Source organism: Vibrio sp. Y2-5 (assembly GCF_014596725.1).
In the GTDB taxonomy this organism is placed as follows: Bacteria; Pseudomonadota; Gammaproteobacteria; order Enterobacterales; family Vibrionaceae; genus Vibrio.
This window is the reverse complement of record NZ_JACVEG010000001.1, coordinates 660,022-685,880: the sequence shown is the minus strand read 5'-3', so window position 1 is coordinate 685,880 and position 25,859 is coordinate 660,022. Positions and strand designations below refer to the sequence as shown.

The following is a 25,859-nucleotide window of genomic DNA, read 5'->3' as shown; positions in this document are numbered from 1 at the left end:
AACTATTCCGGTTGCAGATGGTCGGCAAGATGATTGATCGTCGTGACCACACGGCGGAACTCTTTCGGGTCCACTAAACGCAAGTTAAAGTGTCGCTGTAGGAGCATCGAGATCTGCAATCCATCAACGGAATCAAACTCAAGTTCACTCTCCGGAGAAAACAGTATGACGTCGTCAGAGAGATCATCTGCATCAACATCATCACGATCGCACTCTTCAAGAATCATTGTCTTTAGTTTTAATTTGAATTCATTATCTAAAGAGCCTCTCATGCTTCTTTCCTTTTTTTAAATGTAAATATAACAGCCGCAAGGCTAAGAGATATAAAACCAAACAGAGTCAAAGCGATAGCTTCTGGAATAATGTCTTGTACTCCACCGCTACGCAAAAATATATCTAGGAAGCCCTCAAGCCCCCATGACATCGGAGATAGGTTACTCAATGTCTGCATAGATTCTGGCATCACGACTTTTGGCACCATTACGCCGCCGATAGCACCTAGGAGAATATTAATTATCCCACCTATGGTTGTTGCTTGTTCCACACTATCTACCGAAGTCGCAATTAAAATAGACAGGCCAATAGCAGAGATACTTAACGCTAAAGAGACCAGCATCAATCCAAAAACAGAACCGGAAATCGTCAACGGTGCCGCACCGAAATAAGGAACGACGAACATGCCTACCCCAATCATTAGCCATACCTGAACTTGATTAATCAGCATATAGGGAAGGATTTTCCCAGCAAATAAATTAAGAATACTGACATTCATCGTCAGAAGCCGTCTTAATGTGTTTTGCTTTTTCTCATTGATAAAGATGGTGGACATCGGAATGATGACGAAAAATAAACCGAAGACTATCCAAGAAGGTACACTTTGCTGTGTTGAGGTCGGTTTTTCATTTTGTGCAAACTTGGCATAATTTACTTCAATAAAATCATCGTTAAACGACTTAGCTTCTTGCCCGCCACGGGAACCAAACTGCTTTTGAATAGCTGAATTCATGGTGTCTAACTGATTTTTCATCACAATCAGCGACATCTGACTTTTAAAAATACTTAGCAATGATGGCGAAGTATCGGCGGCAACCGTCAACGTTATTTTCGATAAGTCGCTTTCAAAGCCTTCAGGTATATCAACTATAAACTGAACCCCTTCCTCTTCAGGGGTGAGGTAAGACTCTCCACTGAACTCCAGTTGTGAGAAAGATGGCGTTTCTGCTAATTCCGTTACTAATGTTTGACTCGCATGACTTTGGTCTCTGTCTACCACGATATAACTCATTAGCGATTTATCGTCATTCATGACATCTTTTAAGGCGATAGACATGATCAGAATAAACACTGCTGGCATAATAAACAGTGCCGCTAATGCATGTTTATCACGACCTATCAGCAAGAACTCTTTGGTCAGCATCGCTCTAAACATCGCTGCGCTCCTTAGACGTCAACTGGATAAACATCGATTCTAAGGTTGTTGTTCCATAACGAATGTTTTTTACTTTAAGTCGATTTGCTTCCAGCACGTTAAGCACCTGAGCAATCACTGAAGCCTCAGTGGTATTGAGCAACAAAGTTTCGTTATTGATCACTTGCACCAGCGACTGCGTTTCAAATAAACCATCAACAGATTGAGTTTGAGGATAGAGTTCAACAACAACTTGTTGCGCCTCATGATTGTTAACCATCTCATCGATGGTTCCCTGTTTGATTATTTTCCCTGCGTTAATGATCGCAACTTCATCGCAAATCTTTTCAATTTCAGGCATGTAATGAGAGGTATAGACAATCGTTTTATTGTCATTGGCGTAAGCTTTAATACCGTCCAAAATCTCATTACGTGACTCAGGGTCGATACCAACTGTTGGTTCGTCAAAAAACAGGATGTCAGGATTGTTCAACAAGCCAATAGCGATGTTAAGCCGACGTTTTTGTCCACCAGACAACGTTGATGCCTTTCGCGCCAGCATTGAAGATAAACGGTTTGTTTCAATGGCATATTCAAAGTTTTGATGAAAACGTTCACCTTTAATTCCCTGAATACCCGCAAAAAAATTCAAATTCTCTTTCACCGTTAAATGTTCATAAAAGGCGAGACTTTGAGGTATCAACGAACAACGCTCGCGAATTTCCTTCAGGTTTTGCGTCAAAGGCATCCCGAAGAAAGTTACGCTACCCGCATCATAAGCGAGTAAACCATTCAAGATAGACATAAGCGTGCTTTTCCCTGCCCCGTTCGGCCCGAGTAAACCAAAGATACAGTTGGAAGGAATAACTAGTGATAATTTGTCTAACGCTTTAACTTCATTGTATGACTTGGTTAGTGCCTCGATTTGGATCATTAAAAGGCTCTCAGAAGTGATTGATAAAGCTGTTGTTCTTGACCAGCAATGGATTCTAATTTGGATGCAATCATCGAATAATCAATCGCTTGTTTATTTTTGGGACGGATTGCTTTAGCAATCAATAACGCAAACTCTCGCCATTCATCACCAATCATCGTCATATCTTTTGATGCATTTTCCAAAGCTTGATTATTAATAAGTGCCGCAGATTCTTGTAGAAATGACGCGTAGATATATCGGAAACCTGCCCCGCCCGTACCAATTTCTTCCTGCATGCGGATGATATGACCCAAAAATAATTTAGCGTAGTGATCATCTTTATTTTCTAGTGCTCGGATATGTTTGGCCAGAAAATACATCCCCTTAAGTCCCGCAATAGGTACCGGAGTTTTCAACATCGATTTAGCGGTTTTTTTGATACTCTTTTCGATGATCACAGGAAAATCAACCGATGAAGGGACATAGGTCGGATAATACAATGCACCTTTAGGCGCCATAACTCCCTTCACAAAGCGGGCCTTTTGCAATGCACTTTCATCGGAAGAAACCAGATGTTCGAACACCGGATCGCTAATGGTATAGGTACTATCTTCTTTGCCAACAACAACGAGATTATGAGCATTAAAATGGAACCGCATCTCCTCCGGGAAATATGGAAGCCAAAATACAGAGGTTTGCGCACCAACGATTTTTCCGTCAGCCAACAACGAATCGAGCCTTTCTGTGCCTTGAGCGGGTTTAGAAAATGTCTCAACTTTCATCTTCACCCCTAATGCTTTTTGCACGCCTTTGATGATTGATTTAGGCATAGAACGATAAGCGATTAAAGGCATTCCGCTTAACTTCACAAACGGAAGGTAAGCAAAGGTAAGAGCACTGGACAAGCCAAATACCATTGGCTCAGACAAAGGCAAACCATGATGAGTCAGTATCGATGACATAACTCCACTTTCACAGTGTGCATAGTGTTTGTGGGAAAAACCGTTACTACTCATGATCGTTTTCCTCAACATTGAGCTCTGGCAAGGTGGATAATTGTTCAACGCTGATCCCAAGCGCATCACTGTATGCATTCAACTTTTTTATTGAAAGCTTGGCAAAAACTGTAGGTTTCATATGACGTTTAACTCGCCACTGGAACCAACCGACAGACTGTGCCAAGACTGTGATATCCATGCGTTGAGCATACATATGGTAATACAAGGGAGATCTGTCTCCACTTTCGACCCGTTTATAAGCTGCAATAGCCTGACGCTCAAATTCATTGAGAGCTTGTTTGGTCACCAGCTCTTCAGCTTCCCAGCCCGACGATTTCACAACACTATATTCACCAGACTCACTGGTCGCATACAAAGCTTTAGCGTTGTTAGCGTAAGTAGAAGAGTGGTCTTGAGGTACCTTATTCGCTTCCATTACACCACCTTAAGCTGCATAAAGGCCGTAGAAAAACGCCCACTTTCTGGTACGTAACACAACAATGTGTCACCCACTTTTAACCGCTCTGAATGGAACAGCTCTTCCAAAATAATATAGATAGACGCAGAGCCGGTATTCCCTTTGGTTGATAAGTTTGTAAACCAGCGATCTTGTGGGATATCGCAATTAGCCTCTAACATGCCTTGATATAATCGATCGCGGAAATATCCCGAAGAGTAATGAGGAAGGAAGTAAGTGACTTCATCAGGATTCACTTTGCCGCTAGCAACAAGATCTCTGAGCGGTCGTGTCACCGTATATTCCACAATATTTTCATTTAGTTGTTTTACGTCTTGTTTTACAGAAAATATTGATTTGTCTAACCACGACTGAGCAGAGTATTCTCTCCACCCTTGTAAACGGCCATCTTCTAATTTTTCAGCACCCGCATACATACAAGCATCTAGCTCGTTCGCGTAGGACTTCTGCTCAATCCACTCTATTTCAAGCGAAATACCATGGTCATTTTTATGATCGCTAAGAAGTGCAGCTCCTGCTCCATCACTTAGCATCCAGCGCAAAAAGTCTTTTTCAAACGCGATTTCTGGCTGACGTTCTAGCTCTTCTACCTTACTTGATACTTCCGCTTCAAATTGACTCGCTCTCATCATAGCAGAAGCATTTTCGGAACCGGTTACAACTGCATTGTTGCTTTGACCACTTAATATAGACATATAGCCATACTTTAGTGACATTGTTCCTGCTAAGCAGATTCCCGCCAATGCAACCACTTCACAGCTAGGGATGTTAAGTTCGCCATGCACCATTAACGCGTGATTTGGCAGTAGTTGATCGGCGATAGTTGTTCCACAAGCAAGAAGCTCTATATCTTTGATATTAAAAATTTCTGAGTTAAGCCGTTTGATTGCTTCTGCGGTTAATTGTGCATTCGTATGTGTTGTATTTCCTGTCTCAGGATCAATCGCATAATATCGCTGCTTAATTTGATTGGAACGTAATATAAGATTTTTAGCTCTTGATGGACGATCGCCAACTTGTCCTAAAACGCTTTCTATCTGCTTGTTGCTTACCGCTTCATTCGGCAAAAAAGCTTGGACATCGTTTATATATACTTTTTTATTCATTTTATCGTCCGGAGGGTTTTTCATAGTATTTAATACTTTTATCAATCGAATCTTTCATCAAGGGTGAAATAAGCTTCTTAGCAAGTAAGTTAATGGGTACCAAAGTGAGAATCATTGCAACTAAAAACATCACATAGACAGTAATGATAACTTTACGGGATAAAGCACCCGGCTTTCCTGATAATTGAATTAGTTTTCCCCAAATCATAAACGAGCGGGTCGCTATTTTTTCGGAGCTAACTAACTTACCGTTAACTTTAACGGCATTCAAATTGGTCAATAGCGGTTTCTTCTCTTTTTCCAAATCCTGCGCTAATGCCGATGCTAAGCGTTCGCCAAATCGAGCACTTTCTTTAATATCTTGTTCGCTGACACCGGCCGCCGGAAATATCCAAAAAGGATCTTTTTTACCGGTTAGCAACCAACGAGGCGTAGTGACAAATGAGTAAATAGTGCCACTTTGATCGGTTAATACCGCGTTATCAATCAAATGCCCACCGCATTCGGCTATTAGAGATTTCATTTTCTCTTGAGCCATAACCCACATATCACGACAAGCAATAAGAGTAACAACGGGTTTGTCTTTTAATAGCTTTTTAGCCTGCTCTGTTTTTAAAAAACCAGTAATTGGAATAGCAGGTGCCAGAAACCAGACTGTATACGCGATAATAACTAAATCATACTCATCAGCTAAATTTGAAGCGGCTTTTAACTCACATCCATTCATATAAACTGCTTCTGGAAACGCATCAAAAAAAGGGTAAAAAGACCATGGATATGGGTAAGGTTTCACTGGCTCCAAAATGTGATAATCAACATGTATATCATCACTTTGGCAAAGAGGTTTTGTTGATGATTCAACAAACTTAGAAAGCTGGCCACTTTGAGAGTAAGAAATAACTAGAACTTTTTTCATATAAAGGCTTAGGTTGATAACTAGCAGTAAAATTAAATAGAAAATCTATATGTGCATATTGATGCAAGATTACCACTAATTTATAAAATGTGAATATTTTATCCAAAACTAAAGTTTTAGATACAGTATTCACAGACATAAAATCAACGCGCTATTTTTAGATTTACTTCACAAAAACCAGCTTATTTTTAATACACGGAAACGGATAAATTGTTATTAGAAAATCTCATATTAGTTACAAGATCAAAAATACCCGTCAGATTACTTAATCTGACGGGTATTACATTTTAAAGATTTGCTCTTTGACTGATGCTATATGATGTTAGGTTCTCAGTGCAGCACTTCTTCTTTGGCACCTAAGTACTCAAAGACAAGATGATCATCTTTCAGAGCCACTTTCACCGTACCGCCATCAACCAATGCACCAAATAGCAGCTCATTAGCCAATGGTTTCTTCAATTGTTCTTGAATCACTCGTCCCATTGGGCGAGCACCCATTTCACGGTCATAGCCTTTCAGAGCTAACCAGTGACGAGCGTCTTCTGAAACTTCAAGAGAAACGCCACGAGCATCCAATTGAACTTGTAGCTCGACGATGAACTTATCAACCACTTGGTGAATCACACTTTCATCCAAACTGTTAAACCAAATAGTATGGTCTAGACGGTTACGGAATTCTGGCGTGAACACTTTCTTTATTTCAGACATCGCATCATGGCTGTGATCCTGCTGAATCAAACCTATCGATTTCTTCACTGTTTCAGCCACACCAGCGTTGGTTGTCATCACTAGGATGATGTTACGGAAATCCGCTTTGCGACCGTTGTTGTCTGTTAGCGTACCGTTATCCATTACTTGTAATAGCAAGTTAAAGATATCTGGGTGTGCTTTTTCAATTTCGTCTAAAAGCACCACAGCGTGTGGGTTCTTAATCACTGCATCCGTTAACAAGCCGCCTTGGTCATAACCAACATAACCCGGAGGAGCACCGATCAAACGGCTTACAGAGTGACGTTCACCGTACTCAGACATATCAAACCGAAGTAGTTCAATACCCAACAGTTTAGAGAGTTGAACCGTTACTTCTGTTTTACCTACGCCCGTAGGGCCAGCAAACAAGAATGAACCGACAGGACGGTTATCTGCCCCCAAACCAGCACGAGTTAGTTTGATGGATTCGGTTAACACATCTATCGCATCATCTTGTCCAAACACCAGCATCTTCATTTTCTTATCAAGATTTTTCAGAATGTCTTTGTCCGAAGAAGAAACAGACTTCTCTGGGATGCGAGCCATTTTTGCAACCATAGACTCAATCTCAGCCACACCGACGGTTTTCTTGCGACGACTCACTGGCATTAGACGAACACGCGCACCAGCTTCATCGATAACATCAATAGCTTTGTCTGGTAAGTGACGCTCATTGATGTATTTCGCTGACAATTCAACCGCAGCGCGAAGTGCTTTATTGGTGTAACGCACATCATGGTGAGCTTCGTATTTAGGCTTTAATCCCATCAATATTTTGGTTGTGTCATCCAGTGATGGTTCTACAACGTCAATTTTTTGGAATCGACGAGAAAGCGCACGCTCTTTCTCAAAAATGTTGCTGTACTCTTGATAGGTAGTTGAACCAATACAACGCAACTTACCGCTACTTAGTAGAGGTTTAATTAGATTCGCAGCGTCAACTTGACCACCAGATGCAGCACCAGCGCCAATGATGGTATGAATTTCGTCTATAAAGAGGATTGCATCTTTCTCTTTCTCAAGCTGTTTAAGAATCGTTTTGAAACGTTTCTCAAAGTCACCACGGTATTTGGTACCCGCAAGCAATGAGCCAATATCCAGTGAGTAGATGACACTATCTTGAATGACTTCCGGTACTTGCCCTTCGACAATTCTCCACGCTAAGCCTTCAGCAATAGCGGTTTTACCTACACCTGCCTCACCAACCAACAATGGGTTATTCTTGCGACGACGGCATAGCACTTGAATCGTACGCTCGAGTTCTTTATCACGACCTATTAGAGGGTCGATTTGGCCTTGTCCAGCTAACTGATTCAAGTTTGTTGCAAAGCTTTCTAGTCTTTCATCAGCTGGAGATTCGTCGGAACTCTCCGTACCAAAAGAATCAGAAGATGGATCTTCGCTTGAACTGGATGCTTTGGTTATGCCATGCGAAATGTAGTTAACGATATCCAATCGACTAATATCGTTCTTTTTCAATAGATAAGCTGCATGAGATTCCTGTTCGCTAAAAATAGCGACCAGAACGTTTGCACCAGTGACTTCACTGCGACCAGATGACTGAACGTGGAACACTGCACGTTGTAATACACGTTGGAAACTGAGCGTTGGCTGAGTTTCGCGTGTTTCATCGTTATCTGGGATAAGAGGTGTTGTCTGATCAATAAATACGTCAAGCTCTCGACGCAAAACATCTATATCTGCCTGGCAGGCCAATAATGCTTCCTTCGCCGCATCGTTCTCTAACAATGCTAGTAGGAGGTGCTCGACGGTCATGAATTCATGTCTTTTGTCCCGCGCTCGAGCGAACGCGCCATTTAGACTCGACTCTAGTTCTTTGTTAAGCATAAGGCCTCCTTAAAGAACAACCACGTCTGCAAATGTTACGTTTTTTCCATCGTACAAAGCAGTGGATGCTCGTTTTCCCGTGCGTACATTGTCACCTGAGCGACTTTCGTCTCTGCTACTTCTGCAGTAAACGTGCCACAAATTGCTTTCCCTTCATAATGAACTTTGAGCATCACTTGTGTCGCTTTTTCTATGTCCATAGAGAAGAAGCGTTCAAGGATTTCTATAACAAAATCCATCGGCGTGTAATCATCATTATTCAGTATAACGTTATACATCGACGGTGGTTTTGTTGCTGTTTTCTCTCTCTCCAGTAGATCTGAGTCTGGAGTTACCCATTCGAAATTTTTATTCATGTCGGTTATTGTGGGGCTATTCCTATAAAATACACCTTAAACTTACGCGTCTTACAGTTCATAGATTAAGGAATTGTCAGTAAAGATGAAGAAACAACCTTACTTAGAGACTAATGCAGCAATTGCATCGCTGCAAATAAAACATCGCTATTATCAATCAACTTTAAGTCAAACGTTCATTTATTAGTCACATTTTTTTAACGCATTTAAAGCATGAATAGCATACTTTAATTTCAAGAAACACTGGTTATGGAATTCTCAAAAGTGATTTGGCTATAAAAGTATGCATTTTTATACCAATCTCCTATTGACTGTGGTCAATCATTGACTACATTGGTCAAATAGTGACTAAAAATTTGGCAGCGGCTGAATCTATATTCACTAATTGGAGTTATAAACATCAAGTCATTTGATCAAACTATCTACGTAGTAAATCAATAAGAGTAATTTCTCCGCAACAACATCAGTAACAAAATGCATGAGGGACGTATAGCATGGCTACAGGTACAGTAAAATGGTTCAATAACGCCAAAGGATTTGGTTTTATCTGTCCAGAAGGCGAAGATGGAGACATTTTTGCTCATTATTCTACTATCCAAATGGATGGCTACCGCACATTGAAAGCGGGACAGCAAGTAGCATATGAAGTTGAACAGGGACCTAAAGGCTACCACGCTAGTAGTGTCGTGCCTATTGAAGGGCAACAATCTAAATAGTTCGCTGCCAAGTAAATCCTTACAATTAACTGACCCACAGGTCATTTGAACGCTAACGATTTATTAATTGATAGATATGAAAAACCCGCCTCTTGGCGGGTTTTGTATTTTTTCGTAAACCGTTTGAACTTATGCGCGATCTACGATGCTGTTCAGTGTTGCACTTGGACGCATTAGGTTAGAAACCAAGGCATCGTTAAACGCATAGTAACCACCTAAATCACCCGCAACGCCTTGAGCACCATTTAACTCAGACACAATTTTCTCTTCGTTAGCAAGTAGCTGCTCAGCCACTGGTGCAAATTCAGCTGCAAGGTCGGCATCTTGAGTTTGCGCTGCTAGCGCTTCCGCCCAGTATGCTGCTAGGTAGTAATGACTACCACGGTTATCTAGCTCACCGACTTTACGTGATGGAGATTTGTTAAGGTCTAGGAATTTACCTGTCGCTTTATCCAATGCATCAGCCAATATTTGTGCTTTCGCGTTGCCAGTCACCACACTCAGATGCTCTAGAGAAGCCGCTAACGCGAGGAATTCACCTAATGAATCCCAACGTAGATGGTTCTCTTTTTGAACTTGTTGCACGTGCTTAGGTGCCGAACCACCAGCACCCGTTTCAAACAGACCACCACCGTTCATTAGTGGAACAATTGAAAGCATCTTCGCAGAAGTACCTAGCTCAAGAATTGGGAACAAATCCGTTAGGTAATCACGCAGTACGTTACCTGTTACAGAAATCGTATCTTTACCTTCTTTGATACGTGCTAGAGAGTATAGCGTTGCATCCACAGGTGAAAGAATCTTGATTTCCAGACCAGAAGTATCGTGTTCAGGCAGATACTGATTCACTTTCTTAATCAGTTCAGCATCGTGAGCGCGTGCTTCATCTAACCAGAATACTGCCGGTGTATTCGTTGCACGAGCACGGTTTACAGCAAGCTTAACCCAATCTTGAATTGGTGCGTCTTTAACTTGGCACATACGGAAGATATCACCCGCTTCAACTTCTTGCTCAAGCAATACGTTACCTGCCGCGTCAACAACACGCACAGCACCGTCTGCATCAAGGATGAAAGTTTTATCGTGTGAACCGTATTCTTCTGCTTTTTGAGCCATAAGACCCACGTTTGGTACGCTACCCATAGTGGTTGGATCAAATGCACCGTTCTCTTTACAGAATTCGATCACTGCTTGATAAACGCCAGCGTAACAACGATCTGGGATCATTGCTTTAGTATCTTTCTGCTTACCGTCTGGACCCCACATTTGACCAGATGAACGAATCATCGCTGGCATAGACGCGTCAACGATAATGTCGCTAGGTACGTGTAGGTTGGTAATACCGCGATCAGAGTCAACCATTGCTAGTGGCGGTTGAGTTGCATAAACCGCCTGAAGTGCAGCTTCGATCTCTTCACGTTGTGCTTGAGGTAAAGATTGGATTTTCGCGTACACATCACCTAGACCGTTGTTTACATCAACACCAAGTTGCTCAAATACGTCACCGTACTTTTCAAACACTTCTTTGTAGTAAACCTTAACTGCATGACCAAAGATGACTGGGTCAGACACTTTCATCATGGTTGCTTTCATGTGCAGAGAAAGCAGAACGTCTTGTTCTTTTGCTTCCGCAATTTCTTTTTCGAAAAACTCTACCAGAGCTTTTTTGTTCAAAACGCTTGCATCAATAATTTCTTTGTCTTTCAGTGCAAAAGGCTTTTTCAGTTCTTTCGTTGAACCATCTTTGCCTACAAACTGAATAGAAACTTCTGTTGCACCGTCTACAGTGACTGATTTTTCAGTACCGAAGAAATCTTTATCATTCATGCTCGAAACGTGAGATTTAGAATCCGCAGACCAAGCACCCATTGAATGCGGGTTCTTCCTCGCGTAGTTTTTCACTGATGCAGGAGCGCGACGGTCAGAGTTACCTTCACGTAGCACTGGGTTTACCGCACTACCCTTGATTCTGTCATAAGTCGCTTTAATCGCTTCTTCTTCGTAAGAAGCTGGCTCTTCTGGGTAATTTGGAAGTGAAAAACCTTTATCTTGGAGTTCTTTGATCGCCGTTTTTAGCTGTGGAACCGATGCTGAGATGTTTGGTAGTTTGATGATGTTCGCTTCAGGAGTTTGTGCAAGTTCACCGAGTTCCGTCAGAGCGTCACCAACACGCTGGTCTTCTTTCAAATGCTCTGGGAAGTTAGCAAGAATACGACTTGCTAAAGAAATATCACGAGTTTCAATTTCAATACCTGACGATGCCGTGAATGACTGGATAATTGGCAGCAATGAATATGTAGCTAGAGCTGGGGCTTCGTCTGTAATTGTATAAATAATTGTAGGTTTATTTGTTGGCATGAACTTTCCCTATTTGTTCTAACAACACACGGGCATGTGTTGTGTGAATGTACGGCTCAAGCGGGAAACATCCCAAACTTGTGCACGATAGTCTCACTCTTTCCTTTTGTGTTCGAATAACTTCTTTGTGCGAACCACCATAATGAGTCTTCGAGACAGTCCTTGAGTGAAGATCGTTATAATTAAACAAAACTAGGATAATAGTCTATCATCTTGTCGTTTATCCTATTTCTGGGCGCGAAAATGATAGCGCAAAAGCGAGTTTCAGAAAACTTTCAAACACACTTCATTTACATTTTTGCAAGGTAGTTAACATGTCATCCAGCTCGCGTAGTAGCACAGCTAAGGCTCCTCACTCGACACATAAACCGCGTTTCAAACAAGGAAATCGTTCTTCAGGGCGCACTTCGACCAAACAAAGAGTACGTAAACCTGCGGTTCAAAAGCCAAAAGTGAACATTGAAGATCGTAAAGTCATTGTTTTTAATAAACCTTATGACACGTTGAGCCAATTTACTGATGGTGAAGGCAGAAAAACGCTCGCGGATTTCATAACAGTCAAAGATGTGTACGCGGCAGGCCGACTGGATCGCGACAGCGAAGGTCTGATGGTATTAACCAACGATGGTATTTTACAAGCCAAACTGACTCAGCCAGAATCAAAATCGCCTAAAACCTACTGGGTTCAGGTTGAAGGTGCACCGACAGAATCAGATTTAGAGCCACTTCGAAACGGAGTAACCCTAAAAGATGGGCCAACGCTCCCAGCTCAAGTTGTGGTCATTGATGAACCCAAGTTGTGGCCGCGAAATCCACCAGTGCGTTTTCGAGCTGCCATTCCAACCACTTGGCTTGCCATTACCATCATTGAAGGTCGTAACCGTCAGGTAAGACGCATGACAGCGCATATTGGTTTCCCTACTCTGCGTCTGATTCGCTATTCAATGGGCAACATAGAATTAGGCGATCTTCAGCCCGGCGAGTGGAAAGAAATTACTATTGATGCAGCATAAAGAAATGATCGACGGGGCCTCGGCCCTGTCCAACATTGAGTGAATCAGCATGCCTTATCGCTTGTGTAATGTATTGCTTGGCATGACTAACCGCTGAAAGCATATCTTCTCCCTGAGCCAAAAACGACGCTATTGCTGAAGACAAAGTACAGCCCGTACCATGGGTGTTGAGAGTGTGAATTCTCTCAGCGTTTAACCTGTGAGTTTCATGCTGGGTAATCAGCAGATCGTCACTATTAGCAGACGCCTCTAAATGCCCACCTTTGAGCAACACTGCAGAAGTACTTAACTGACGCATTGCAGTGACCATGTACTCAATCTGTTTAGTGTCTCTTGGCACTGCTAGCCCTGTCAGCGCGGCGGCTTCTGGCAGATTGGGCGTAATAATGCTAGCGAGAGGCAATAAACGCTCCTTCAGGCTATCGATTGCAGTTTCTTTCAACAGTAAATCACCGCTGGTTGCCACCATGACTGTATCCAACACAATGTGTTGTGGTCGATACTGTTCTAGCTTATCCGCCACCAAATTGATGATATCGCTATCTGCCAGCATGCCAATCTTTACTGAGACAATATTAAGATCTTGGAATACGGCATCTAACTGACTTTCGATATGAGGAAGAGGCACAGGCAAGATATCAAACACACCTAAGGTATTTTGAGAGGTAATGGCCGTGATAACCGAAGCGGCGTAACTGCCAGTCGCTGATATCGCTTTGATATCCGCTTGAATACCCGCACCACCACCACTGTCCGATCCGGCAATCGTCAGTACAACGGGAATTGAATTGGTTTTAGGCATAACTGTTCCTTAAAGGTAAACGTACAGGAACAGTTTCTCGACAACGCATCCGCTAGAGACGACAAGACGAGATAAACAATCGCAAAGATTGAATTAGTTCCCTACGTCAGTATTAACTGAATCAGGTTCAACGGGTCTCGCAATGCGATCTCAGCCCAAAGGCTCCCCGACTAATGGCGGACAGAATAACAATGAAATTGTCTTTTCTGCAATTTATATGTTTTACAACGAAAAAGTAGCCAAATCGAGACTATAATTCGTTGTGTAAGAGTGTTCTTCCCAATACGTAGGCCGTTAACTCAGTTGGTAGAGTAGTTGACTCTTAATCAATCGGTCGCGGGTTCGAGCCCCGCACGGCCTACCAAGAAGCGGAAGATGAGCTCTTGGTCTATATATCCTGCCTATTAAATAGTGGCGTGTTTATATTAGAAAAAAGCAAATTGGCAGTGAAGTTCAAAAAATGTCACTTTCTAAAGTGGCAATTCCTCTAGCTAAACATGCGGCAATTTTATCCAAACGAGTTCTTTGCAATTCAATTACTAGTGAGTCTCAGAAATGACGCAGATAGAAGTATGTCTGCGATTCACCTGTAAATTAAAGAGGTGTAATTTCAACAAAACGAAAATCCTTGAAAAATGAGAAGATTGGAAGAAGCGCTTCTATGTTTCATACTTAATACAATAATTATCTGAGGAGCATGCATGGGCAAAGATATTATCGAGTTCATCAACACCAATCGCCATCTACTTGATCTTTTTACGGATCTGATTCCAATTCCCATCTTCGTTAAAGATAAAGATGGTAGATATACCGAATGCAACAAAGCGTACATGGATTTTATGTCACTAGAACGCGATCAATTAATTGGGAAAACAGTATACGACATATGGGATAAAGCTGATGCGGATGTCTTTTTTGCTAAAGACAAAGAATTGTTAGACCGCGGAGGTGTGGACATTTATGAAACCGAGATTACTTCACCTCAAGGATTACTTCACGCAGTACAATTTCACAAACAAACTTTTACTGACTCATATGGGGCAGTAGCAGGGCTTTTAGGCGTCGCCTTCGATATAACGGAAAGAAAACGATTGGAATATTCTTTGGCAGATTTGGCTTCTACCGATGAGTTAACAGGGCTTCCTAACCGACGTGAGGGAATGTCACGGCTTGAGGTTATGCATAAGGCCAGCGAGAGAAAAGACCGCCCCTATTGTATCGCAATGGTCGACATTGACCATTTTAAAAAAGTTAATGACCAATATGGCCACTCAGTTGGAGATCTAGTCCTTAAAGAATTTGCTAGTTTAGCAAAAACAATCTTACGGATTAATGACGTCTGTTTTCGTTATGGTGGCGAGGAATTTGTCATCCTTCTGCCCGAAACCAATCTAAGCGATGGGCTTAACGTTGTTGAACGCTTTCGTCAGACATGGGCGACGTCACCATTGAACTTATTGGAATCTCAAACCATTCAGTCAACAGCCAGCATTGGACTTGTTCAATACCAAGGAAACAATGTTTCATTTGAACGTTTAATTCAGCTCTGTGATCAAGCGCTATACGATGCCAAAAACGGAGGAAGAAACTGTACCGTCTGTGTTCAACCTAATCAGACGTTTAACGAGTTTCAAGGGTAGCCGAATTTGTAGCTGATGGGTTGATGATCGCCTTGATTAAATATATACGGAATATCAGTGAAATCTGTACGAAAATCGTTGCTTGGACACTTTGTGGCGGATCGTTCACTTGTAGCTCAACACCACCTGTTTGTACGGCTTCTGAGATTAAACACGGCTCTTTTTCAAAGTGCCGTGTTCATATATGGCTGGCCTACCAAGTACTCAGATTACTTGGATGTTCATTGTGGCGCTAATTTATAGACTTTAAGCGACTACTTATGACGCTCTTTCAGCTTATTAATCACGTCACTCATAGATAAGCCTTGGTCTTGAAGCAGTACCAACAAGTGATAAATCAAATCCGCTGATTCACAAACTAGTTCCGCCTTATCGCCCGACGTCGCCGCAAGCGCAACTTCAACCCCTTCTTCGCCCACTTTCTGCGAAATACGTTTGGTGCCACGGGCATAAAGACTCGCAGTGTAAGAAGATTCAGGGTCGGCACTCTTGCGGGCAGCCAATAGCTGCTCAAGTTGATGAAGCCACACCATTTGTGACTCCTCTTGTGCATCGCTGTCCCAACAAGTTGTTGTACCCGTGTGGCAGGTTGGTCCAATCGGATTCACTTTCACTAGCAAGGTATCTTGGTCACAATCCAAAGCAATATTTTTCAATTGCAGCACATTGCCCGAAGTTTCGCCTTTGGTCCATAAACGCTGTTTGGTGCGCGAATAGAAAGTAACTTGCTCTGTTTCTAATGTTTTAGCTAACGCTTCTTGGTTCATGTAGCCCATCATAAGCACTTGGCTTGAACCGAAATCCTGCACTATTGCAGGAACAAGACCATCAACCTTTTCCCAATTAATACGTTCCGCTAGGCTCATAGTCTCACCTCAACCGCTTGTTGTTTTAAATATTGCTTGAGTTCACCAATATTGATGATTTGCTTGTGGAAAACAGACGCTGCTAGAGCACCGTCTACATTCGCCAATTTGAATGCGTCGGCAAAGTGCTCCATTGCACCCGCACCGCCAGAAGCTATTAATGGCACATGACACACAGAACGAACCATGTTGAGTTGTTCAAGATCGTAACCGTTACGTACGCCGTCTTGGTTCATCATGTTCAATACGATTTCGCCTGCACCACGTTTTTGAACTTCCTGAACCCAATCTTTGGTTTCCCACTGGGTCGCTTTAGTGCGCGCTTCATCACCCGTGAACTGGTAAACCTGATATTTACCGGTTTCTTTATCAAAGTATGAATCGATACCGACAACGATACATTGCACTCCAAACTTATCTGCTAAATCAGTGATTAGCTGAGGGTTGGCTAACGCTGGTGAGTTAATCGAGACTTTATCTGCGCCGAACTCAAGAATGCGTGCCGCATCTTCGGCTGATTTAATACCACCAGCCACACAGAACGGAATGTCGATGACTTCTGCAACGCGAGCCACCCAGCTTTTGTCGACCACACGACCATCACTTGATGCCGTAATATCATAAAAAACCAATTCATCAGCGCCCTCTTCCGCATAACGTTTTGCTAGCGGAACGATGTCACCAATGATTTCGTGATTACGAAACTGAACACCTTTTACAACCTGACCGTCACGAACATCCAGACAAGGAATTATACGTTTTGCCAACATGCGAACGCCTCCTCTGTGGTGAATTTGCCATCAAGCAGAGCGCGACCAACAATCACACCTGCCACACCGCTGCCTTTTAGCGCTTCAATATCCGCTAAACTGCCGATACCACCTGAAGATTGAAACTGAACTTGTGGGTATTGTTTGCACAGGTCGACATACAGCTCAACGTTAGAGCCAGCTAAAGTGCCATCGCGTGAAATGTCCGTACACAGTACATGTTTCAAACCGACTGTTAGGTAATCTTCAATCAGGGCTTCAATGGTGACACCAGAATCTTCCTGCCAACCAGAAATCGCCACTTTGCGCGTACCGTCAGCGTCGATATTGATATCCAGAGCCAAGACAATTTTCTCAGCGCCGTATTTGCTCATCCAACCTTTAACGAGTTCAGGCTGCTTGACGGCTGTTGAACCAACCACAACGCGTTGCGCACCAGCTTCAAGCAAATCAATAACGTCTTGCTCGCTGCGAACACCACCACCAATTTGAATATTAGCTGGCGTACCCGCGAGTAACTTAGCGATCAGGTCTAACTGACGCGCACTGGTGTCTTTCGCGCCGGTTAAATCCACTAGGTGAAGCCAGTCTGCACCAGCTTTGTTGTACAAATTAAATTGTTCAATTGGGTCGACTTTATATTCCGTCACTTGGCCGTAATCACCTTGATATAGGCGAACAACCTGACCTTCAATTAAATCTAATGCGGGAATAATCATTTCTGTTCCTTATTCGATATGCCGCTTTATCGCTTACAGCTTTCGTTTATCATTTAGAGCTCTAGGAAGTTCTGAATTAATTTAGAACCGGCTTTTGATGAACGCTCTGGGTGAAATTGAACACCGTAATAGTTGCCATTTTGAATCGCTGCGCTAAATGGATTTCCGTAGTCACATTGTGCGATCGTATAATCACCCACTGGCATTGCAAAGCTGTGTACAAAATAGAAGTACTCACCCTCTTCAATATCTTTGAATAGTGGGTTACCAGCTTTAGCCGAAACTGTATTCCAACCCATGTGAGGCAATGGCAAATCGCCGGTTTGCATTAAGCGAACTTCACCTTGAACCAATCCAAGACACTCAACGATCTCATCCGCTTTCTGCCCTTTCTCTTCAGAAAGCTTGCCGAGTAACTGCATACCTAAACAGATACCTAGTAGCGGTTTATCTACCTTCGCCACAAGCTCGATTAAGTTACGTTCTTCAAGATTCTTCATCGCTTCGCTGGCTGTTCCTACCCCCGGTAAGAACAACTTATCCGCAGCAAGAACTACTGCTGGGTCTTTTGAGATAGTGACTGGGTAGCCCAAACGTTCAATCGCGAACTTCACTGATGAAACGTTGGCACAGCCAGTATCAATGATGACAACTTTTTGTTCCTTCGCCATTAGAGAACCCCTTTGCTGCTTGGCAACTCGTTTCCTTGTACTTGAATAGCTTGACGCAGTGTACGACCAAACGCCTTAAATAAGCTTTCAATAATATGGTGGTCATTCTCACCAGTAGAAGACAAGTGCAGAGTGCACGCTAGTGTGTCAGTCAGTGAACGGAAGAAGTGATAAACCATCTCAGTGGATAAATCGCCAACTTCTGGACGACTGAACTCAGCGTCAAATTTCAAGTAAGGACGACCCGATAGATCTAATGCACATTGCGCTAAACATTCGTCCATTGGCAGTGTGAATCCGAAACGACCAATACCACGCTTATCACCTAAGGCTTCTTTAATCGCTTGGCCTAAAGCTAACGCTGTATCTTCAACGGTGTGGTGATCGTCGATGTGTAAATCACCATCCACTTTAAGCTTCAACTGGAAACCACCGTGAGTGGCGATTTGATCAAGCATGTGGTCAAAGAAACCCAGACCTGTTTCGATTTCGTTACCGCCAGTCTCGTCCAAATTCACCGCTACCTTGATATCGGTTTCTTTGGTCTTACGCACCACACTTGCTGTACGAGCTTTAACGGTGAGATCTTTTACGATTTGTGGCCAGTTCATGGTTTCAGGATTGTACTGAATACCACGGATAGCCATGTTCTCTGCCAGTTGCAGATCCGTGACTCGGTCACCGATTACAACTGATGATTTGAAATCGACTTTGCCACCTTGAAGGTACTCTTTCACCATACCTAACTTCGGCTTACGGCAAGAACAGTTGTCTTTTTCAAAGTGTGGGCAAATCAGCACATCGTCAAACTTCACACCTTGAGAAGAGAAGATGTCCATCATCATGTTGTGTGGTGCATCGAAGTCTTCTTGTGGGTAGCTGCTCGTGCCCAGACCATCTTGGTTAGTGACCATCACTAAGCGATAGCCAGCATCTTGCAGAGTCAGCAAACTTGGGATAACAAACGGTTCCAGTTTAAGTTTGTCTAAACGGTCAACCTGAAAATCCACCGGAGGCTCAACAATTAAGGTGCCATCACGATCGATAAAGAGAATTTTCTGTTGGGTGCTCATTGTAGAATCCTTTCTATTGGTAGTAGTTACGAATAAACGCGACTGTTTTTTCGCACTCTTCTCTGTTGCCTACGCTAATACGCACGCAATCTTCAATCGGTGAGTTGCGCAAAATAATTCCTGCATCCCAAGCGGCTTTGAATAACGCATCGCCATCAGGGAATTTAACCAGTAAATAGTTGCCCCAACCTTCAAACACTTCGACACCACTGACCATCGAAAGTCCCACTTGCATATAAGCTCGGTTGGCATTCAAATCCAGCACTTGGTATTTAGCACGAGCAAGACCAGCTTCTGACAGTGCTTGAGTCGCAATTTCCGCCACTGGTACTGGCACTGGGTATGGTGCGATGACCTTTAACAGCACATTAATCAATTCTTCATTGGCAAGAGTAAAACCACAGCGAAGGCCAGCAAGAGCAAACGCTTTTGATAGCGTGCGTAGAATCGCTAAGTTTGGATACTGTGCTAATAAATCGACCGTTGATGCTTCTGGACAGAAATCGATATACGCTTCGTCCATCACAACAATCGCGCGGTCTTTGGTCATTTCTAGCAGAGCAACAATGTCCTCACGCTTAACCAAGTTCCCCGTTGGGTTGTTAGGACTACATACAAACACCAGCTTCACGTTGTCTAGGTTCGCTTCAATGTTAGCTAAATCCAACTGCCATTCTGCTGTGAGAGGTACTTTCTTGTGTTCAACACCAATGGTTTCAGCACTAATCGCATACATACCATAAGTTGGCGGACAGAATAGAATCGCGTCTTGGTTTGGCTCACAGAAAGCACGTACCAGTAGCTCAATACCTTCATCGGCACCGCGAGAAGTTAGTACTTGCTCAGGTTTAACACCAGCGTATGCTGCATAAGCATTAATTAGCTCAGGAGGCTGACATTCGCTATAGCGGTTTAAACGAGCGAAATTGGTTTTGTATTCGTTGTTGAATGGTGACTCATTGGCGTTTAACCAAACGTCACCACTGCCGCCAATACGACGAGCAGAAAGATAAGGCGTTAATTCTTGAACTTGTTTGCGAGCGAGTTTTTCCATGATGGTTACGCCTTTTGTCCTTTTTCAATACCAAGCTTTTCAATACGGATCGTAACGGCTCGTTTGTGTGCATCTAAACCTTCCGCTTCAGCCATTTTAACAACGGTTGGTGCCAGTGCTTTCAGACCATCAGCACTCAACTCCTGCACTGTCATACGTTTGCTGAAATCCGCTAAACCTAAACTTGAGTATGTGCGAGTGTATCCGTAGGTTGGTAGCACGTGATTAGTGCCTGAAGCGTAATCACCCACTGATTCTGGCGACCAGTCACCTAAGAAAATTGAACCTGCATTGTCTAGCAGAGGAACTAATTCACGAGGATTCTTAGTCTGAACAATCAGGTGCTCTGGACCATAGTAGTTAGAGATGGAGACAGCCTGTGTTAACGATTCAGCAATGATAATTAAGCTTGAAGCGAGGGCTTTCTCTGCGGTAGCTGCGCGAGATAGTGACTTAAGCTGTTTTTGAACCGCATCTGCCACTTGATCCGCAACCACAGGTGAAGGCGTTACCAATACAACTTGGGAATCAGGACCGTGCTCGGCTTGGCTAAGAAGATCTGCGGCAATAAAATCAGCATCCGCTGTTTCATCAGCAATCACCAATACTTCCGAAGGCCCAGCAGGCATATCAATCGCAGCGCCACGAAAATCATTGCTGACTTGGCGTTTTGCTTCCGTTACATAGGCATTGCCCGGACCAAAAATCTTATCCACTTTCGCTACGCTTTCGGTACCGTAAGCCATTGCTGCAATCGCTTGGCCGCCACCTACGTTATAAACCTCATCGATCTTACAAAGCTTCGCCACATAAAGAATTTCATCTGCAATTGGCGGTGGAGAACAAAGTACCACTTTACGACAACCCGCAATTTGCGCAGGCACACCAAGCATCAATACGGTTGACGGTAATGGTGCGCTTCCGCCCGGAATGTACAAGCCAACCTTATTGATTGCGCGAGTCACCTGTTCGCACACAACACCCGGCATCGTTTCAACTTTAATTGGCGCTGCTTTTTGTGCTTTGTGAAATTTGGAGATGTTGTTGTAAGCCAATTCCAACGCTTGCTTCATTTCATCATCAAGACGTTCACATGCCGCATCAATCTCTGCTGCCGAAACTCGAATTGATTCCGGCTTACACTTATCGAATTTCTCAGTAAGTTCTAATAGAGCAGAGTCACCTTCCGCTCGAACTTTGGCAATAACTTCCGCAACCGCAGCAGTGATGTTCGCACCTTCAGCGATAGCTGGACGTTCCAATACTGAGTCTTGCTGAGTTTCACTCAGCGATTGCCAAACGATCGTTCTCATCGGGATTACTCCATCATCTTCTCAATTGGTAATACAAGAATAGAACTTGCACCAAGGGCTTTTAACTTTTCCATTGTTTCCCAGAACAAGTTTTCTGCACTGACGAGGTGTACGGCTACGCGAGTTTTATCGGCTGAAAGTGGCAGCACGGTTGGATCTTCTGCACCTGGAAGTAAAGCGGTGATTAGCGGTAGTTTGTCTACAGGCGCGTGCAGCATGATGTACTTGGATTCTTTCGCTTGTTGCACACCGTTCATACGAGTCAGAAGACGGTCAATCAGCTCAGCTTTATCTGGCGCGAACTCACCTGTACGTTGAATCAGTTTCGCTTTTGATTGGAAAATCACTTCAACTTCTTTTAAGCCATTTGCTTCAAGTGTAGCGCCTGTTGAAACTAAATCCGCTATCGCATCAGCAAGACCCGCACGAGGAGCAACTTCAACCGAGCCAGTTAACATACAGGTACTAAAATCGATACCCTGTTCAGCCATATACGCTTTTAAAAGTTGAGGATAGGTAGTTGCAATACGTTTGCCTTTGAGATCTTGTGGACCGTTGTATTCCACATCTTTGTCAATTGCGATTGAAAGACGGCAACCACCAAAGTCCATACGACGAAGATCAACGAACTCGCTTGGCTGGTTTAGAGCAATACGATCATAACGGGTTTCTTCCAACACGTTTTCACCCACAAAACCCAGATCAACAACACCATCCATAATCAAACCTGGGATATCGTCATCACGGACAAGAAGCAGGTCAATCGGCATATTTAGTGAGTGAACAACTAAACGCTCTCCCATGACATTAAACTTCACACCACACTTCTTCAGTAAACCTTGGCATTCGTCGCTTAAACGACCTTTCTTTTGTACTGCTATTCTTAGGCGTTGTGTTTGCATTACATTCTTCCTTCGTAAAATATTGAAATCTTTAAGTTTTAAATAGTCTAGATAGTAAAAAACCCTTGAGAGATTGGTCTCCCAAGGGTCTAAAATCTTAAAAATGCTTTGATTTAGCCGCCGGGAGATTCCTGTCTCCCGGGTATGCGTACATCTCCCGAAAGACTCTTAGGGATGATGGTGATGATGAATATTCATGACAAAATTACGCATACTTAATTACACCGAATGTGTTCACTGGATTGCTTTCAACACTATCTAAGCTCGTCTCATTTTTCAACAAAAAATTTCACTTTTTGTCATCTTTTTCTGACTGCTACTTTTCGAGCACAAAAAAAGGAGGCTTAAGCCTCCTCTAATATGCAGAAATATAAAATATTAAGCTTCTTTGAGGGTAACCAACTTAGATTTTGCTAGCGTGTTAAACGCAAAGCATACGGCAATAAATGCCACTGTCGATGCAGCCAAAGAAGCCAGTACTGACAACGTCATACCAAGAACGATGAAACCAACGCATGATACACCAGCAACCGCTAATGCATATGGTAGCTGAGTCGCTACGTGGTCGATATGATTACAACGTGCGCCTGTAGAAGACAAAATGGTTGTGTCTGAAATTGGAGAACAGTGGTCACCAAAAACCGAGCCTGCTAACACCGCACTCAACATTGGTAGCATCAGAGCAATTTCTGTAGCGCCAGCCATATCACCCGCGATTGGCAGCATGATACCGAATGTGCCCCAAGAAGTGCCCGTAGAGAATGCCATAATGCCTGATAGCAAGAATAAGATAACTGGTAACCAATGTGGGTCGATATTACCTTGAGCTAAAGAAGAGAGGTACGCGCCCGTTTTCATGTCACCGATGACTGAACCAATCGTCCATGCAAATACAAGGATTAAGATCGCACCAAACATCGACTTAGCACCAATCCAAAGCGTGCGTGCAATTTCAGAAATAGCGATACCTTGTTTGACTACGGTGAACAGAGCAACCGCTAAACCGACTAAACCGCCGTAAATAAGTGATGTACCAACATCGGTATTTTCAAATGCACCAAGTACGTCGAACGCTTTACCATCGGCTGCTAATGCTTTGCCACCGGTATACAGCATTGAACCAACGGTTGCGATAATCAGTAATACGATTGGGAAAATAAGATCAGAGACTTTACCCTTATCACTTTCTCGGATATCAAGCTCATCATTTAAATCACGAGCTTGTTCGTCATTCTCAGACAGGTCATCGTCGAAACCTTGTCCTTGAGAAGCATTAATTTCATGACGACGCATCTGACCGATATCCATTTGGAACCAGACAACCGCAAACACCATTAATAGAGCGAACACAGCATAGAAGTTCATCGGAACTAAACGCAGGTAAGCACCTAGAGGCGAATAATCGGTAATACCGTGAGACACCAAAATGCCACCGATAATCGTCATAATGTACGCGCCCCAACTTGAAGCTGGCATAACAACGCACATAGGCGCAGCAGTAGAATCTAGGATGTAAGCAAGTTTAGCGCGAGACACATAGAAGCGGTCAGTAACAGGACGAGAAATTGAGCCAACCGCTAAGCTGTTGAAATAGTCATCAACGAAAATGAAAACACCTAAGAACGCAGCAAGTAATTTTGAACCACGTTTACTCTTTACGCGAACTTGAGCCCACTCTGCAAATGCACGAGTACCGCCAGAAAGCGTTAATAGTGCAGTCATCATGCCCAATAGCAGCAAGAAGCCAACAATACTCATATTCCAAGTATTCAGACCGCCGTCTTCAACAAATACGTTGGTTACTTTTGTGGCAACATAGCTAATGGCATCACCTACTGAGTAATCAGCAAGTAATAACGCACCAAGGGCAATACCCATTCCAAGAGAAACAAGTACACGACGAGTAATAATAGCGAGACTCAACGCCACTAACGCTGGGATTAGCGACAAAGGAGACGATGCAAAATCTAATAAATTCATGATCTTCAAAAACCAATAATATTTCGGTTAGAGATCTACTGCAGATAAACCACATCGAATATATTCAATGCAATTAATGTTGAACTAAGCGAAAGGGAAGTGAACACTCCACCCAACCCTACAGTAGCGCTCCATAGTTTAACAACAATATAGACTATGGCAGTGTTGTCCCTATTCGATGACAACCCCAGCTAGCAGCTTGATGAACTGACTAACTTCGGCGATATGGCCTTTCTCCGGTACTCATTGGTATCACCCCAATACTGGATACTGATCAATATCGCTCCTCTACGTCGGAGACAGAACAATCACCTACGCAATCTAGATATTGCGTGATCATTAAACATACTCCGCTTTAGGTGTGACGTATTGTACTTAACAAAACTATCAATGCAACATAGAATTTCAACTTTCATTGCATCCATTTATTCACTGCGAGAATGAATAATATTTCATAATCTGAAGCTTATCGCTTTAGACCTAATTAGATTAATTGCATAAAAATGACACGTGTCTGATGCTCTGATGTTCTAATATTTCCTTTCTATTTTTATGGCTAAAATTTAAAGGGTAAACTTTAATTACGACTATGGTGGAAATTTCAGAATATTTACATTAATGTTGGATTAATTATATTGTAAGAACTAATAAGTCAGTTTATTATTACCCAGTTAATTATTTAAATTAAACAGGATTAAGAAATGTCGGAAATCACTAAAACTCTATTAAATATTCGTAGTCTTCGTGCATTTTCACGCGATCTAACTTTAGAGCAACTTGAAGAAGCGCTTGATAAATTAACGATCGTAGTTGAAGAGCGCAGAGAATCTGAAGAAAAAGAACAAGCGGCTCAAGCTGAACAAGAAGCAAAATTAGCAGCAATTGCTGAACAAATTGCAAATGACGGTATTGATGTTGAAGCGTTAATTTCTGCTCTTGCTGGCGAAACAAAATCTAAATCAAAAGCAAAAGGTAAACGCGCACCACGTCCAGCGAAATATAAATACATGGACAATGGCGTAGAGAAAACATGGACAGGCCAAGGCCGCACACCTTCAGCAATTCAAAAAGCTTTAGATGAAGGCAAATCTCTAGAACAATTCGAAATTTAATTTTCTAGTTGTCAAAAAAAGGCTCCGAACTCGGAGCCTTTTTTATACCTATTATTTGGTCATATTGATAAATATAACTTTATTTAGGCTAGTT

At 42.8% G+C, this 25,859-nt stretch carries 24 protein-coding genes, 1 tRNA gene, 2 riboswitches and 1 other annotated feature; of the genes, 5 read left to right on the top strand and 20 right to left on the bottom strand.

The annotated features are described in order from the left end of the window. Positions 1-2 precede the first annotated feature (2 nt). From HUO09_RS03195 to clpS, 9 genes are all read right to left on the bottom strand, one after another. Complete coding sequence (locus HUO09_RS03195; protein ID WP_188232952.1) at positions 3-272, bottom strand: acyl carrier protein; 270 nt, start codon at positions 270-272, stop codon at positions 3-5. Then, on the bottom strand, positions 269-1,429 hold the full coding sequence (locus HUO09_RS03190; RefSeq protein WP_188232951.1) for an ABC transporter permease: 1,161 nt from the start codon (positions 1,427-1,429) through the stop codon (positions 269-271). Before HUO09_RS03190 ends, HUO09_RS03195 begins: the two co-directional genes overlap by 4 nt. Then, the gene (locus HUO09_RS03185; RefSeq protein WP_188232950.1) at positions 1,422-2,342 is read right to left on the bottom strand and encodes an ABC transporter ATP-binding protein; all 921 of its coding nucleotides are present in this window, start codon (positions 2,340-2,342) and stop codon (positions 1,422-1,424) included. The genes HUO09_RS03190 and HUO09_RS03185 overlap by 8 nt, the downstream gene beginning before the upstream one ends. Beyond that, positions 2,342-3,340: a BtrH N-terminal domain-containing protein gene (locus tag HUO09_RS03180; RefSeq protein ID WP_167410461.1), complete on the bottom strand. Its 999-nt coding sequence runs from the start codon at positions 3,338-3,340 to the stop codon at positions 2,342-2,344. Before HUO09_RS03180 ends, HUO09_RS03185 begins: the two co-directional genes overlap by 1 nt. Further along, the gene (locus HUO09_RS03175) at positions 3,333-3,758 is read right to left on the bottom strand and encodes a hypothetical protein (protein WP_188232949.1); all 426 of its coding nucleotides are present in this window, start codon (positions 3,756-3,758) and stop codon (positions 3,333-3,335) included. The genes HUO09_RS03180 and HUO09_RS03175 overlap by 8 nt, the downstream gene beginning before the upstream one ends. Then, on the bottom strand, positions 3,758-4,906 hold the full coding sequence (locus tag HUO09_RS03170; RefSeq protein ID WP_188232948.1) for a beta-ketoacyl-ACP synthase III: 1,149 nt from the start codon (positions 4,904-4,906) through the stop codon (positions 3,758-3,760). The genes HUO09_RS03175 and HUO09_RS03170 overlap by 1 nt, the downstream gene beginning before the upstream one ends. 1 nt (position 4,907) lies before the next feature. Then, complete coding sequence (locus tag HUO09_RS03165; RefSeq protein ID WP_188232947.1) at positions 4,908-5,822, bottom strand: dialkylrecorsinol condensing enzyme; 915 nt, start codon at positions 5,820-5,822, stop codon at positions 4,908-4,910. A 330-nt stretch (positions 5,823-6,152) separates the two neighbouring features. After that, the gene (gene clpA, locus HUO09_RS03160) at positions 6,153-8,420 is read right to left on the bottom strand and encodes an ATP-dependent Clp protease ATP-binding subunit ClpA (RefSeq protein ID WP_167410464.1); all 2,268 of its coding nucleotides are present in this window, start codon (positions 8,418-8,420) and stop codon (positions 6,153-6,155) included. 35 nt (positions 8,421-8,455) lie between these two features. After that, the gene (gene clpS / locus HUO09_RS03155; protein ID WP_167410465.1) at positions 8,456-8,776 is read right to left on the bottom strand and encodes an ATP-dependent Clp protease adapter ClpS; all 321 of its coding nucleotides are present in this window, start codon (positions 8,774-8,776) and stop codon (positions 8,456-8,458) included. A gap of 494 nt (positions 8,777-9,270) precedes the next feature. Here clpS and cspD point away from each other — a divergent pair, with 494 nt between their 5' ends. After that, complete coding sequence (gene cspD, locus HUO09_RS03150) at positions 9,271-9,492, top strand: cold shock domain-containing protein CspD (RefSeq protein ID WP_042481960.1); 222 nt, start codon at positions 9,271-9,273, stop codon at positions 9,490-9,492. 129 nt (positions 9,493-9,621) lie between these two features. Here cspD and HUO09_RS03145 read toward each other — a convergent pair whose 3' ends face one another. After that, positions 9,622-11,850, bottom strand: a complete 2,229-nt coding sequence (locus HUO09_RS03145; RefSeq protein ID WP_188232946.1) for an NADP-dependent isocitrate dehydrogenase — start codon at positions 11,848-11,850, stop codon at positions 9,622-9,624. 314 nt (positions 11,851-12,164) lie between these two features. Here HUO09_RS03145 and rluE point away from each other — a divergent pair, with 314 nt between their 5' ends. Continuing rightward, positions 12,165-12,863, top strand: coding sequence for a 23S rRNA pseudouridine(2457) synthase RluE (gene rluE, locus HUO09_RS03140; protein WP_167410467.1), 699 nt, complete (start codon positions 12,165-12,167; stop codon positions 12,861-12,863). Here the strand turns inward: rluE and thiD are convergent. Continuing rightward, positions 12,847-13,665 carry a bifunctional hydroxymethylpyrimidine kinase/phosphomethylpyrimidine kinase gene (gene thiD / locus HUO09_RS03135; RefSeq protein WP_188232945.1) on the bottom strand — a complete coding sequence of 273 codons (819 nt, stop codon included), beginning with the start codon at positions 13,663-13,665 and terminating at the stop codon, positions 12,847-12,849. The two genes, rluE and thiD, sit on opposite strands and share 17 nt — an antisense overlap. Positions 13,666-13,746: 81 nt before the next feature. Next, positions 13,747-13,844, bottom strand: a riboswitch (TPP riboswitch). A 109-nt stretch (positions 13,845-13,953) separates the two neighbouring features. Here thiD and HUO09_RS03130 point away from each other — a divergent pair. Then, positions 13,954-14,029 (top strand) — tRNA-Lys (locus HUO09_RS03130). Between the two features lie 337 nt (positions 14,030-14,366). Next, positions 14,367-15,305, top strand: coding sequence for a GGDEF domain-containing protein (locus HUO09_RS03125; protein WP_188232944.1), 939 nt, complete (start codon positions 14,367-14,369; stop codon positions 15,303-15,305). 254 nt (positions 15,306-15,559) lie between these two features. On the opposite strand, the gene hisIE is transcribed toward HUO09_RS03125, so the two are convergent. The 9 genes from hisIE to HUO09_RS03080 form a co-directional block, all read right to left on the bottom strand. Then, positions 15,560-16,171 carry a bifunctional phosphoribosyl-AMP cyclohydrolase/phosphoribosyl-ATP diphosphatase HisIE gene (gene hisIE / locus HUO09_RS03120; RefSeq protein ID WP_188232943.1) on the bottom strand — a complete coding sequence of 204 codons (612 nt, stop codon included), beginning with the start codon at positions 16,169-16,171 and terminating at the stop codon, positions 15,560-15,562. Then, positions 16,168-16,941: an imidazole glycerol phosphate synthase subunit HisF gene (gene hisF / locus HUO09_RS03115; RefSeq protein WP_188232942.1), complete on the bottom strand. Its 774-nt coding sequence runs from the start codon at positions 16,939-16,941 to the stop codon at positions 16,168-16,170. Before hisF ends, hisIE begins: the two co-directional genes overlap by 4 nt. Continuing rightward, a complete protein-coding gene (gene hisA / locus HUO09_RS03110) occupies positions 16,923-17,660 on the bottom strand; it encodes a 1-(5-phosphoribosyl)-5-[(5-phosphoribosylamino)methylideneamino]imidazole-4-carboxamide isomerase (RefSeq protein WP_188232941.1) in 738 nt (245 codons plus the stop codon). The genes hisF and hisA overlap by 19 nt, the downstream gene beginning before the upstream one ends. A gap of 53 nt (positions 17,661-17,713) precedes the next feature. Next, the gene (gene hisH / locus HUO09_RS03105; RefSeq protein WP_167410472.1) at positions 17,714-18,331 is read right to left on the bottom strand and encodes an imidazole glycerol phosphate synthase subunit HisH; all 618 of its coding nucleotides are present in this window, start codon (positions 18,329-18,331) and stop codon (positions 17,714-17,716) included. After that, complete coding sequence (hisB, locus tag HUO09_RS03100; protein WP_167410473.1) at positions 18,331-19,404, bottom strand: bifunctional histidinol-phosphatase/imidazoleglycerol-phosphate dehydratase HisB; 1,074 nt, start codon at positions 19,402-19,404, stop codon at positions 18,331-18,333. The genes hisH and hisB overlap by 1 nt, the downstream gene beginning before the upstream one ends. Before the next feature lie 13 nt (positions 19,405-19,417). Then, positions 19,418-20,458, bottom strand: coding sequence for a histidinol-phosphate transaminase (gene hisC / locus HUO09_RS03095; RefSeq protein WP_188232940.1), 1,041 nt, complete (start codon positions 20,456-20,458; stop codon positions 19,418-19,420). A gap of 5 nt (positions 20,459-20,463) precedes the next feature. After that, the gene (hisD, locus tag HUO09_RS03090; RefSeq protein ID WP_167410475.1) at positions 20,464-21,771 is read right to left on the bottom strand and encodes a histidinol dehydrogenase; all 1,308 of its coding nucleotides are present in this window, start codon (positions 21,769-21,771) and stop codon (positions 20,464-20,466) included. 5 nt (positions 21,772-21,776) lie between these two features. Then, positions 21,777-22,673, bottom strand: a complete 897-nt coding sequence (gene hisG, locus HUO09_RS03085; protein WP_167410476.1) for an ATP phosphoribosyltransferase — start codon at positions 22,671-22,673, stop codon at positions 21,777-21,779. Positions 22,674-22,726: 53 nt separating this feature from the next. Then, positions 22,727-22,863 (bottom strand) — a sequence feature (His leader region). Positions 22,864-23,051: 188 nt separating this feature from the next. Continuing rightward, complete coding sequence (locus HUO09_RS03080; RefSeq protein ID WP_188232939.1) at positions 23,052-24,653, bottom strand: Na+/H+ antiporter NhaC family protein; 1,602 nt, start codon at positions 24,651-24,653, stop codon at positions 23,052-23,054. A 116-nt stretch (positions 24,654-24,769) separates the two neighbouring features. Beyond that, positions 24,770-24,952: riboswitch (Lysine riboswitch) on the bottom strand. Positions 24,953-25,354: 402 nt separating this feature from the next. Between HUO09_RS03080 and HUO09_RS03075 the strand changes: the two genes are divergently transcribed. Next, on the top strand, positions 25,355-25,765 hold the full coding sequence (locus HUO09_RS03075; RefSeq protein WP_167410478.1) for an H-NS family nucleoid-associated regulatory protein: 411 nt from the start codon (positions 25,355-25,357) through the stop codon (positions 25,763-25,765). The last annotated feature ends 94 nt before the right edge of the window (positions 25,766-25,859 follow it).